Annotated in this window: 10 protein-coding genes; 4 read left to right on the top strand and 6 right to left on the bottom strand. The window is 43.1% G+C overall.

The window, feature by feature from the left end:
* The 3 genes from Q0081_RS20890 to rpmB all read left to right on the top strand — a co-directional run.
* On the top strand, window positions 1-2,502 hold a 2,502-nt coding region (locus tag Q0081_RS20890; RefSeq protein ID WP_298358038.1), incomplete at its 5' end, for a gliding motility-associated C-terminal domain-containing protein.
* Between the two features lie 78 nt (window positions 2,503-2,580).
* Window positions 2,581-3,609 (top strand): Holliday junction branch migration DNA helicase RuvB, encoded by a 1,029-nt coding sequence (gene ruvB, locus Q0081_RS20885; protein ID WP_298358035.1) that lies wholly within the window; start codon window positions 2,581-2,583, stop codon window positions 3,607-3,609.
* Window positions 3,610-3,688: 79 nt separating this feature from the next.
* Complete coding sequence (gene rpmB / locus Q0081_RS20880) at window positions 3,689-3,913, top strand: 50S ribosomal protein L28 (protein ID WP_298358032.1); 225 nt, start codon at window positions 3,689-3,691, stop codon at window positions 3,911-3,913.
* Window positions 3,914-4,008: 95 nt separating this feature from the next.
* On the opposite strand, the gene Q0081_RS20875 is transcribed toward rpmB, so the two are convergent.
* Genes Q0081_RS20875 through Q0081_RS20865 form a run of 3 tightly spaced genes read right to left on the bottom strand, consistent with a single transcriptional unit; the run spans window position 4,009 to window position 7,246 of the window.
* Window positions 4,009-5,508 carry a cellulose synthase family protein gene (locus Q0081_RS20875; RefSeq protein ID WP_298358029.1) on the bottom strand — a complete coding sequence of 500 codons (1,500 nt, stop codon included), beginning with the start codon at window positions 5,506-5,508 and terminating at the stop codon, window positions 4,009-4,011.
* The gene (locus Q0081_RS20870; RefSeq protein ID WP_298358026.1) at window positions 5,508-5,957 is read right to left on the bottom strand and encodes a PaaI family thioesterase; all 450 of its coding nucleotides are present in this window, start codon (window positions 5,955-5,957) and stop codon (window positions 5,508-5,510) included. Before Q0081_RS20870 ends, Q0081_RS20875 begins: the two co-directional genes overlap by 1 nt.
* 38 nt (window positions 5,958-5,995) lie before the next feature.
* A complete protein-coding gene (locus Q0081_RS20865) occupies window positions 5,996-7,246 on the bottom strand; it encodes a glycosyltransferase family 4 protein (RefSeq protein WP_298358023.1) in 1,251 nt (416 codons plus the stop codon).
* A 35-nt stretch (window positions 7,247-7,281) separates the two neighbouring features.
* On the opposite strand from Q0081_RS20865, the gene Q0081_RS20860 reads away from it, so the two are divergent.
* Window positions 7,282-8,475 carry an FAD-binding oxidoreductase gene (locus Q0081_RS20860; protein ID WP_298358020.1) on the top strand — a complete coding sequence of 398 codons (1,194 nt, stop codon included), beginning with the start codon at window positions 7,282-7,284 and terminating at the stop codon, window positions 8,473-8,475.
* A 95-nt stretch (window positions 8,476-8,570) separates the two neighbouring features.
* Here the strand turns inward: Q0081_RS20860 and Q0081_RS20855 are convergent, their stop codons facing one another.
* Genes Q0081_RS20855 through Q0081_RS20845 form a run of 3 tightly spaced genes read right to left on the bottom strand, consistent with a single transcriptional unit; the run spans window position 8,571 to window position 11,295 of the window.
* Window positions 8,571-9,200: an LON peptidase substrate-binding domain-containing protein gene (locus Q0081_RS20855; RefSeq protein WP_298358017.1), complete on the bottom strand. Its 630-nt coding sequence runs from the start codon at window positions 9,198-9,200 to the stop codon at window positions 8,571-8,573.
* 37 nt (window positions 9,201-9,237) lie between these two features.
* On the bottom strand, window positions 9,238-9,744 hold the full coding sequence (locus Q0081_RS20850) for a gliding motility lipoprotein GldH (protein WP_298358014.1): 507 nt from the start codon (window positions 9,742-9,744) through the stop codon (window positions 9,238-9,240).
* 27 nt (window positions 9,745-9,771) lie between these two features.
* Complete coding sequence (locus Q0081_RS20845; RefSeq protein WP_298358011.1) at window positions 9,772-11,295, bottom strand: oligosaccharide flippase family protein; 1,524 nt, start codon at window positions 11,293-11,295, stop codon at window positions 9,772-9,774.
* Window positions 11,296-11,298 lie beyond the last annotated feature (3 nt).

Here is an 11,298-nt window from a genome sequence, read left to right as displayed (position 1 = left end):
GGGGTATTTCCTTTGGGGGCAGTGCAAGACACTACCTCAAAAGCCGAAGGCTACATGAAATTTTCAACGGCCGACAGTACTGGTATGCGCCGTTTGGCGGTAGTAGTACCCGGCCCGCCTCGAAATCTGGTTCAAATCTATAATTTTAACGATTCTACAGGAAGACTTTCCGGCCCGACAACGGTGGACTTGGGCCCTGCTCCGCCCAAAGCATACGGGGTGGAGTTTTCGCCCGATGGAACAAAGATGTACGTTTCACTTCAAAAAGGGTCAACAGATACGACCCTGTCCAAGCTTTGGCAGTTTGATATCACGGGCGACTCGGCACGCATTGCCGACTCTAAAATATTGATTGACAGTTCAGCTACCCAAATCTACGGTGCTTTGCAGATTGGCTCCGACAGTCGTATTTATTTGGCCATTAAAGACAGTCAGTATTTAGGAGTTATCAATGTTCCGGATGAGGATTCACAGGAAGAGGTACGGTTTGTAAAAAACGGGATTTCGTTAGGCGGAAAAATCAGTCAGTTAGGTTTGCCCAACTTTGTTCAAAACTTTACCGAGTCTTCTACCGGGCCGGGATTTACTTACTCGGATACGTGTTCCAATCAGCCTACTAATTTTCAGGCATCGCCCCTTTGCGACCCGATAAAAGATACCTACACGTGGAATTTTGGAGATGGATCACCTGAAGTTACAAGTCAACAACAGCAACAGCCGCACACTTATCGAATGCCTGGCACTTATACGGTGAGTTTAACACTTATGAATAAGTGTACTACGATAATTGAGAAAAAACAAATTACCATCATTGCCACGCCAGACCCAATTAAACTGAAATCTCCGATTGATACCTGTATAAATAAGTTGGTATTGGATGCGGGAGTGCAGGCCGAGCAGTATGAATGGTATAGGGGAACTAATCTTATTGCTCGAACCAAGACGGTTACATTACAACCCAGCGGAGGTTCAGGTACTTATCAAGTTATCGCGGCTAATGGAATTGAAGGCCAATGTTTTTCAACAGGAAGGGCCGAAATAAAGCTTCGGCAACCCCCGGCTTACCTACTACCGGATACCAGTTTGTGTGTTGGAGGAGGGAATGTGGTTCTTGATGCCAGACCGACCGTTACACGTTGGGATGAATTTAAATGGAGCACAGGAGAAACCAGCCAAAAAATTACTGTTACACAGCCGGGTAGATATTCAGTTCAAGTATATAATAGCTCTCTTCAGTGTTTCAACGAAGATACCATTGCCGTTCGAGCGTTGCCTAAAGCAAGATTACAGGCTGTTTTGACTCCACCTACGGGTTGTACCACGCGGGATGGGAGAATTGCCATAGGGACTGTTACGCCCAACGGAAATTATAGCTATAGCTGGTTTGGAGCGGGTGATGTGCCCTTACCAAGTACCGGAAATACGTTGACTAATTTGGGAGAGGGTGTTTATAAAGTACGTTTGACGGGTAATTCCGCCGTTTGTGCCACTGACTCCTCATTTAATTTGAAAGTTGTTAAAACCTTACGATTGCAACCTACCATTGTCAACGCCCGTTGTACGTTGCCGAGTTCGGGAGCAATCAATCTTAATACGTTGGCAGGGACTCCTACCCGATATGTGTGGACCAACGCACTGGGAACGGTGATCGGGAATAATGCACCGCTTTTGAACAATCTACTTCCCGGAAAATACAATGTGAAAGTAACCGACGCGGGAGGATGTGATACAACCCTGCGCGATATTACGGTAGGAATAACCCCCGAAAAATTCCTGAGTCTCGGGCCTGATCGTAAAAAGTGTATCGGTGATACAGCCTTATTGATTCCAACGTTGCCCGCTTTAGCCGGCAACCGGTACAAATGGAGCACAGGCGATACCACCAATCGCATCAGCGTAAGCCGAGCAGGAACGTATACGTTGACTGTGACCAATAGTGTTACGGGCTGTACGGATACGGATGACTTTGTGTATTCGTTAGCCCCGCGACCCACGTACGATTTAACCAAAGAAGTTGGACTGTGTGATCTTGATGTTGGGTCAAGTGCGACGTTGATTATTCGACCGACTTCGCCTAATGCGACCTTTTTCTGGCTTTCGCCTTTAGAGGCAAGCACTCAGCGAGTGACCGTGACCCGCGTGGGTAATTACTTTGTGCGTATTTCCAATCCGGAAGGATGTGTATTGATAGATACGGCTCGCGTCGTGGTGCGTTGTGAGCCACGGATTTATATCCCAGACATTTTTTCTCCAAATGGCGATGGTCGTAACGATGTGTTGGATGTGTATGGTGACCACCTTACCGATTTTGAATTGAAAATTTTCAATCGTTGGGGTGAGGTAATTTTTCACACGACCGACATGAACCAAAAATGGGATGGTACTTACCGTGGAACAAGTTATCCACCAATGAGTTATCCGTATGTAGTCTCCTTCAAGTCTGAATTTTTTCCTAATCGACCGCGGGCCTCTCAGCGCGGCGCAGTGCTACTGATTAAGTGATTTTTGTGTATCTTTGGATAACCAAAAATAGGAGAATGAGTGAGTTATTCACTCATTCTCCTATTCACAAATTTTCAGATGCGTCAAGACTACTTAACCGGCACCAAAGAGCCCCTTTCCCCCATTGAAAAGGAAATAGATCGGGCTTTGCGACCGCTCTCTTTTGGTGATTTTGCAGGGCAGGACAAAATCCTTGAAAATATCAGGGTGTTTGTAATTGCGGCCAAACAGCGAGGAGAAGCCCTCGACCATGTGCTGTTGCACGGGCCTCCGGGTTTGGGGAAAACCACTCTTTCCAACATTATTGCCAACGAATTGGGGGCCAGCATGAAAACCTCATCGGGGCCTATTTTGGACAAACCCAGTGATTTGGCCGGTTTACTTACTAATTTACAGACCAATGATGTGCTGTTTATTGATGAAATCCATCGCCTTAACCCGGTCGTTGAAGAATACCTGTACTCGGCGATGGAAGATTATAAGATAGACATCATGCTTGATTCTGGGCCGAATGCGCGCAGTATTCAGATTACCCTGAATCCATTCACATTGATTGGGGCTACTACGCGGGCGGGTTTGCTTACATCGCCGTTGCGTGCGCGTTTCGGCATCAATTGCCGTTTGGAATACTATGACGCTCAATTACTTTCTTCGATTGTAAATCGTTCAGCGCATATCTTGGGGACCCCTATTGACGAAGACGGAGCGTATGAAATTGCGCGGCGCAGTCGAGGTACCCCGCGTATTGCCAACAATCTGTTGCGTCGTACACGTGATTTTGCCCAAGTGAAAGGCAAAGGACGAATAACGGTTGATATAGCAGAAATGGCCCTAAAAGCCCTTGATGTGGACCAAAATGGTCTGGATGATATGGACATCCGCATCTTAACGACTATCATCGAAAAATTCAAAGGAGGGCCCGTAGGCTTATCGACCATTGCTACTGCCTGCGGTGACGAGGCCGAAACTATTGAGGAAGTTTATGAGCCGTTTTTAATTCAGGAAGGGTTTATAAAACGTACTTCCAGAGGACGGGAAGCGACCGAAAAAGCCTATCGCCACTTGGGTATTGTGCCTAAATTTAGAACAGGAGATTTGTTTGAGTAGTGTTTTTTTTAAGAAAAATTTGGCAAATTTTTGAAAAATTACGACCTTTGCCCCTCATTCTGAAAAAACAACAATTGTCATGGCCAGAGTTTGTGAAATTACGGGCAAAAGAACACGGGTTGGTAATAACGTATCGCACGCTAACAATAAAACCAAGCGTAAGTTTTATCCTAACTTACAAACAAAGAAGTTCTTCGTACCTTCTTTGAATGAGTGGGTTGAGATTAAATTGGCCACTTCGGCTCTTCGCACTATCAATAAAAAAGGTATCGAAGCCGTTTTGAAAGAAGTAGGTGCATTGTAAGATACCAATCTTTTGCAAAAGACATTGAAACCCCGCCGATGCGGGGTTTTTTGTTATGCTTTTATCCAGAAAATTTAAATTGTTTAGCTTGATGGTTAACCAATAGAATGCTTTACCGAAAAAAACACGACAAATCCATACCCTAAAGTGAGCATGGTGTGTAACATGAGCATTTGATAAGAATGCCAATAAATCCCTAAACCAACTCCGAGAGCGAAATAAAGGGCAAGAAAGAGTTCTATGACCGTAATTGGGTTAAGGCTTTTGACTAAATAGTTTTTACGCTGCCAACCATCCTGATCTTTTACAATTCCCCATTTGGGGGTACGAACAAAAGGTGTTTTTTTGCCTAAGTACCCTTCAAGTGCTGCCACGGAATTATGCAGTGACAAGCCCATGATAACAATCAGAAAAAAAGGTAACTGCCAAACTAATTGGACTACTGATTTTCGGTCGTAATGGACAGTTCCATAAAAAACGAATAGCAATATAAAACTTCCCTGAAATATTCGAAAAATGCCTAATAAGTAAGCGTACTGGGGGAATTGGTGGATGATTAACAGAGTCGGTAAACTTACCAAAGCCATAAGAAAGACTACTACAAAAACTCCGCTGTTAAGTAAATGAAAAGTCGCGTGGATTTTGGTGGACAGTTTGATATTTTTGGTTTGAAATACGTTTACCAAATTTTTTCTGGCACATTCTGCGGCTCCTTTCATCCAACGGTATTGCTGTGATTTGAGGGCAGGCATGGTAGCGGGGAGCTCAGCGGGTGTTACTACGTTTTCTAAATACACAAACTGCCAACCCCGCATTTGAGCACGATAGCTTAAATCCAAGTCTTCAGTGAGGGTATCGGCGGCCCACCCACCGGCATCGGCAATGCAGCTTTTTCGCCAAATGCCTGCTGTACCGTTGAAGTTGATAAAATGTCCGCCTGCGTTACGTCCGCCTTGTTCAACGACAAAATGCCCGTCTAATCCAAAAGCCTGTAATTGAGTAATGAGCGAATACGATTCATTAAGATGCCCCCAGCGTGTTTGTACAACCCCAACGTGCTCTTCTGTAAAATAGGGTAGGGTTTTCTGTAAAAAGTCGGGAGTGGGAACAAAATCAGCATCAAAAATCGCGACAAATTCACCTTTGCTTATGGTAAGCCCATACGCCAGCGCTCCTGCTTTGAAGCCTTCTCGGTTAGGGCGCCGGATATGCTGAATTTGAAAGCCCTGTGATTGATAGAAAGCTATTTTTGAAGCTGCCAGCTCTACCGTTTCGTCGGTAGAATCATCCAAAACCTGAATTTCTAATAGTTCTTTTGGATAGTCAAAGGCTATAACTGCCTCTATCAGACGCTCAATGACGTAGCGCTCGTTATAAATAGGAAGTTGGATGGTAACTAAAGGAGCGAGTTGTTGGCTGTTGATTGCTATCTCTGAATTGTAAACTGTAAATTGTAAACCGCTCACTGCCGATTGTAAAGTATCAGCTGCGGACTTCTTGAACCAATAGTTCCAGACTAAACTTAATTGTGCGCAACTATAAGAAAACAGGATAACCGTAGGCAATAAGTACAGTAAGATGATAAATGCTCCCATTAAAAAGGTAATTTTACCCCTGTCTGAATCAAATTAGTTGCTGTTTTTGCAATGATTTTTCCAGTCTCATTGACGATTCGGCACTCCCCGTGAATAATATTTTTACCCGCACGAATCACATGTGCCTGAACAGTAAGTACTTCTCCTTCGCGGGCGGCAGAGAGAAAATCGCAGTTCAGATTTACTGAAGTATAACCGTATTCACGTCCAAGGGCGTACACCATCATCCCTACTACATCGTCCATCATAGCGGCAGCGACTCCTCCGTGCAAAACGCCCATTGGGTTAGTCATCTCTTCTCGAACCAAAAATTCGACCGTCATAAGTCCGTGGCTTGCTTCTTTGAGGGTGCCGTTGAGCCAACGCCCTAAAGGAGATGGGCTTTGAGAAAGACTATTGCCGATTTGCGAGCGAAAAAACTCTAAACGTGGATTGGTTTCTGATGACATGCAGTAACATTTAGGGAACAAATATACACCATTTGAGATTAAACCGATTTTTCTGGCTGTTCGACTTGCTTTAAGAAATCCAAATAACGCTTTGCCAACACTTTACGGTCAAAATTTGCTTTTGCATATAGATAGCCATTTAAGCCGTGCTGTTTTACCAAGTTAGGGTTTTGTAAGTAAAATCGAATTTTTTCGGCGAAATCATCGGCGTTTTCGGGTTCTACATAAAGCCCCGCTTGCGCTTCTTCTACCAACTGCCTGGAGACCCCGTCTATTGCCATCAGAATGGGCTTTTGGCAAGACATATAATCAAAGGTTTTGTTGGAGTAAATGGTTTTGAAGGTATCCACTTTTTTCAATACCGATGTGCCGGCATCCGATGCCAAAATGTATTTGAAAACTTCTTTTTTGGGGACTGAGTCTATAAAACGGACATTGGAAAGTTGGCGGCGTTGAGCCTCTTCTTTCAATTCTTTTTTTAACATTCCATCGCCAATGAACAGAAAAAGAACGTTGGTATCTTGCAACAATTCCGCAGTATCCAAAACCTGTACCAAATGATTGGCTACGCCGTGTGCTCCTACGTAAGTTACGATAAATTTTCCTTCTAAATCGTGCTCTTTTCGAAATGCAGGTACGTCTAATCCAGTCAATAATTCTTCGGAAAGTGAAAAATCGGCTGCGTTGGGAATAAAAATGATTTTTTCGGAAGGAACTCCTTTTTGGGTTATTAATTTTTCTCGAAAAGCAGGGGTTAATACGTTGATGAGCCTTGCTTTTTTGTACATAAACTTCTCAAACCAGTAAGCAAATTTGATGAGAATACCGCTCGTAAGTATTCTGGTATCAATAGCTGATTCAGGCCATAAATCACGAATTTCAAATACGAATGGAGTACGTTTCAGGAGAGACAATACATAAGCCGTAATTCCCACAAAAAGAGGGGGAGAAGTTACTACAATGACGTCATAGTTGCCTTTTGTATAACGTAACCCACCCCAAATACTCGAAAATGTGAAGGAAAAATACGCCCATAATCGCCCTAAAAAACTTTTATTATACGATTCAGACACGTGGCAACGAATCACTTGCACGCTGTCTCGATTGGTTTCCTTCAGAAAATGTTTTCCCGAATATTTAGCGGAACGGTGACCCATATAATGTACCATTCCTGCAATAACAGTTATTTCGTGGCCTTCTGCCTGCCAAAAACGGCTGATTTCGTTCCAACGGGAACCGCCACCGTCATCATCTTCCAGAAAATATTGGTGAATAAGTAAAATTCTCATAAGTTGGTGCGAAGATACTGTAAACTCAATAAATTATGTCTGACCAACCTACTTTTGCCCCCCGAAATAATTATAAAAACTTGGCGCCCCGTCGGGGTAATTTGTTGGGAACTAACACTCACATTGCCGTTGTAGGTGCAGGGGCATTTGGGGGGTGGACTGCTTTGTGGCTTCGGCGGTTGGGGTATCGTGTTACTCTCATAGACGCTTGGGGGCCGGGCAACTCGCGGGCCAGTTCAGGGGATGAAACAAGAGTAATCCGCTCTACCTACGGTGCAAATGAAACGTACTTTGACCTGAATGTACGAGCCATTGAACTTTGGCGGGAACATCAGCACCGTTGGAATAAATCCCTGTTCTTTAATGCAGGTGTACTGTGGTTTTGCTACGATGAATCTCCCGAAATGATTGAAGCTACGCAGCCATTTATGCGTAGACACGGGCTGGAGTATCAGTATTTTTCACCCCAGGAAGCTGCCCAAAAATATCCCCATATAAATACGGCCGACTTACATCATTTGGTGTTGGATCCCTACGGCGGCTATCTCAAAGCCCGCGAAAGTTGCCAAGCCGTTCAAGAGGCTTTTGTGAGAGGAGGAGGCGCTTATGTGAATGCATTTGTTCAGCCAAACAAGATTGAGAAGGGGCGTTTGACTTCCTTAACTCTTTCCGATGGTTCTACGTTTGCGGCGGATACTTTCCTGTTTGCGTGTGGGTCTTGGCTGGGTAAACTTTTCCCCGAAGTGATTGGGGAAACAATTACATGTACCAAACAGGAAGCGTACTATTTAGGCGTTCCTGCCTCACATACGCAGCTTTTTGATCAAATGCCGGCGTGGATAGATTTGGATGGAGTGGATTTTTACTATGGAATTCCGGGAAATGCCTATCGGGGCTTTAAAATTGGCGTAGATAAACGGGGAGAACGTTTTGACCCAACAAACGGAGAAAGAATAGCGAATCCCGATGTTTTGGCAAAAGCACGGGCTTTTATGAGTCACCGTTTTCCGGCGCTCAAAAATGCACCTTTAGTTGAAAGCCGCGTATGTCCTTATGAAAATTCGCCTGATGGGAATTTTATCTTGGATACTCATCCCGAGGCAGACAATTGTTGGTTTTTAGGTGGCGGATCAGGACACGGCTACAAGCACGGCCCCGCTTTGGGCGAAATGGCAGCCGGGATTGTCAGTGGCAAACGAGATTTGGAGAATTTGTTCAGAATGAGATAAAGGTAATTTGGATCTGTGGTGATTTTTGTAAAAAGGTAATCGCCACGCCATTTAGGGCGTGGATAAAAAAGATGTGAAGGCAAAACGCAGGTCTCTTAAAAATTCAACGGGTCCAAATTCTTAAAATGCCCGTTGAGCTTAATTCGCTCTTTGGTGCGTTCCATTTCAGACATTACTGGAACGACTTTGTTGAGGTGACGAAGAATGTATCGTTGTCGTTCCGTTTCAGAATCTATTGTAAGCAAATGGTATTCTTCTTCTTGCGAAAGTCCCACTTTATGGCCTATTTGGTACGAAAACTGCTGTACTTGGGTGTCAAAATTTACTTTAGTTTGAAGAATATGGTGCAACCGATCAAGCTGAAGCAGTAATTCTGAAATGACTCCATCTGGCGTGTCGGTATCTTCTACATAGGTAATTCTGCCACCCGCGTATAATTTATTGGGTACAGGATTTTGAAAATTCAGCATCCGAAATACCTTCAATCCCTTAGTTTTGATGTCCATTCGTCCATCTTCATAGCTTTTAGAGAGACTCACGATTTGCATTTCAGTACCGTAGCCAGGAAGCTTGTTGTTGATAAAAGCCGGAATTCCAAACGTTTTTTGTTCCTCTAAGCACTCGTTGATTAACTGCCGATAGCGGGGTTCGAAAATATGTAGGTTTAGATTTTCGGTAGGATAAGCTACCAAATTTAAAGGAAAAAAAGGGAGAAAACTTTCCATAGGTTGTGCCAGAACACAGATTAAATACTGCTTGGATTTATTGCTGCTGATTACTTGCTGTAGATTCTACACTTACGCCCATGCTCAAAATAGCAGGTAATGGATCCTGACGCATGTATTGGCGAACTTTGAAGGTATATTTACCTGCGCGGGGAAAACGGTAATTTTTGAGAGCAATGATTTTATGGTCAAACAAATCGCCCAGCCCATCGCCCATGGGTTTTCCCGTTTTTTCATCCATTAGAATCAATTCATTCAGAGCTTCGTTAACGATTTTCTTTTTGTCGTTAATTAAAAACCGTTTTACGTATAAATTGTAATAAGGATAAGCTATGCTGTTACGAACCAAATAGTAAATGTTATAAGTCTTTGTCGTGTCAGTAATCTCAAAAGTAAACGACGGCTCGTTTTTGAGATACCATTGCCCGTCTTCGATGTCTTCGTGGTCTTTAAAAACAGAGTTAGAATCACAGGAAAGTAGAGTGAAAACGAATAAGTAAACAAATAAGCGAGCAATTTTTCTTGCGTATATCGCGAAAACCATAGCGTCTATTGCAGTTAGAAGAAAATTTTAATTCAAAACTTTAATTTTTTGACGAATTCTCAAAGGTATTGAATCCCGTTCAACGAGCAAAATGCCTAATCCGTACAGCAGACATAACGCCAAATGATAAGGAACAGATACCCACAGATTAGAGATTTTGACCAATGACGAAAGGTAAATCACTAATCCCGCACTTCCAATGTAGCCTAAGGCTGATGTGACTTGATAGGGAACGGAGTAATATTTCTCTCCCAAAAGATAGCATAGTATACACATTATAGCACTTGAAAGTAGAAAAGCATACGCACAAGCCATATAACCCAGTTGCGGAATCAATAAAATATTGAGTCCCACAGTCAATATGGCCCCAATAACTGTAATAAGCGTACCAAAATGAGTTTTGTCAGTGAGTTTGAACCAAAAAGCCAAATTATAGTAAATACCTAAAAGCAAGTTTGCCAGTAATAAAACGGGAACAACATCAAGGCCCACACGATATGCCTTTGAAAGCATATAATGACCTAAGAAATCAACATTGAGACTTACGCCAACCCATAAAATTACGCACACAATTACAAACCATTTCATAACTGATGCCAACAATTGTGGGGCATTTTTGTCTTCGGCTTTTGAGAAAAAGAAGGGGTCGGCAGCATACTTGAAAGACTGAATAGCCAACGACATAAAAACAGATAGTTTATAACAACTGCCGTAAATACCAAGTGCATCCTCAGAAGTAAGATTCGGGTAGAAACCCGCCGGTAGCAAGTGTCTTAAGAACCAACGGTCGGCCATTTGATTGACTGTACCGGCCAAACCGAGAATGAGAATAGGATAGGCATATACCCACATTTCGTTGAAAAGGGGTCCTTTCCATGTAAACTTAAATCCTTTAAAGGCGTCTTTCAGCAAAATCAAAAAGCAGGCATTGGCAATCAAATTGGCAATGAAAATATACCCTGGACCTATCTCGGGACGATATAAAAAAGCACCCAAAGACTGCAAAGAAGGAAGGTATTTTCCTAATGAAATATCTCGGCAAATCAGCAGAAAAAACACATTAAGTAACACATTGATGACAATATTGATAACTTTAATTTGAACAAATTTCTTTGCCTTTTTTTCTAACCTAAGGCGAGCAAAAGGAATGGCCACTACGGCATCAATTGCTACGATAATGGCTAAATAGATGATATTGGAAGATTCGCCCGGATAATCAAGCAGGTCGCTTACGGTAGGGGCGGCTATCATTAAGAGTCCAGAAAAAACAAGACTCACCAGTATAATAGCGGTAAGTGCTTGATTGAAATAGACCTGACGGTGCTCAGGAGAGCGATTTGCAAATCGAAAAAAGGCGGTTTCCATTCCAAATGTGTAAACCACGTTAAACAATGCTACCCAACTATAGAGCTCTGTGTTGGATGAAAGTTCACCGGGACGTAAAAAAACGTAAGTGTGCAGAGGTACTAAAAACCAGTAAATGGCTCGTCCGAGAATACTGCTTACTCCATACAGCGCAGTTTCGCTGGCTAATTTTTTGAGAACACTCATGTT

It is taken from the genome of Runella sp. (genome assembly GCF_027484545.1).
Lineage (GTDB): Bacteria > Bacteroidota > Bacteroidia > Cytophagales > Spirosomataceae > Runella.
Note: the sequence above shows the minus strand (reverse complement) of the source record. Positions and strands in the feature narration are given on the sequence as shown.

Bases quoted from the DNA above. Each gene is read 5' to 3' on its own strand.
- Q0081_RS20870 (WP_298358026.1), bottom strand. From the start codon at position 5,957: ATGTCATCAGAAACCAATCCACGTTTAGAGTTTTTTCGCTCGCAAATC.
- Q0081_RS20875 (WP_298358029.1), bottom strand. From the start codon at position 5,508: ATGGGAGCATTTATCATCTTACTGTACTTATTGCCTACGGTTATCCTG.
- Q0081_RS20860 (WP_298358020.1), top strand. From the start codon at position 7,282: ATGTCTGACCAACCTACTTTTGCCCCCCGAAATAATTATAAAAACTTG.
- Q0081_RS20855 (WP_298358017.1), bottom strand. From the start codon at position 9,200: ATGGAAAGTTTTCTCCCTTTTTTTCCTTTAAATTTGGTAGCTTATCCT.
- rpmB (WP_298358032.1), top strand. From the start codon at position 3,689: ATGGCCAGAGTTTGTGAAATTACGGGCAAAAGAACACGGGTTGGTAAT.
- Q0081_RS20865 (WP_298358023.1), bottom strand. From the start codon at position 7,246: ATGAGAATTTTACTTATTCACCAATATTTTCTGGAAGATGATGACGGT.
- Q0081_RS20845 (WP_298358011.1), bottom strand. From the start codon at position 11,295: ATGAGTGTTCTCAAAAAATTAGCCAGCGAAACTGCGCTGTATGGAGTA.
- ruvB (WP_298358035.1), top strand. From the start codon at position 2,581: ATGCGTCAAGACTACTTAACCGGCACCAAAGAGCCCCTTTCCCCCATT.
- Q0081_RS20850 (WP_298358014.1), bottom strand. From the start codon at position 9,744: ATGGTTTTCGCGATATACGCAAGAAAAATTGCTCGCTTATTTGTTTAC.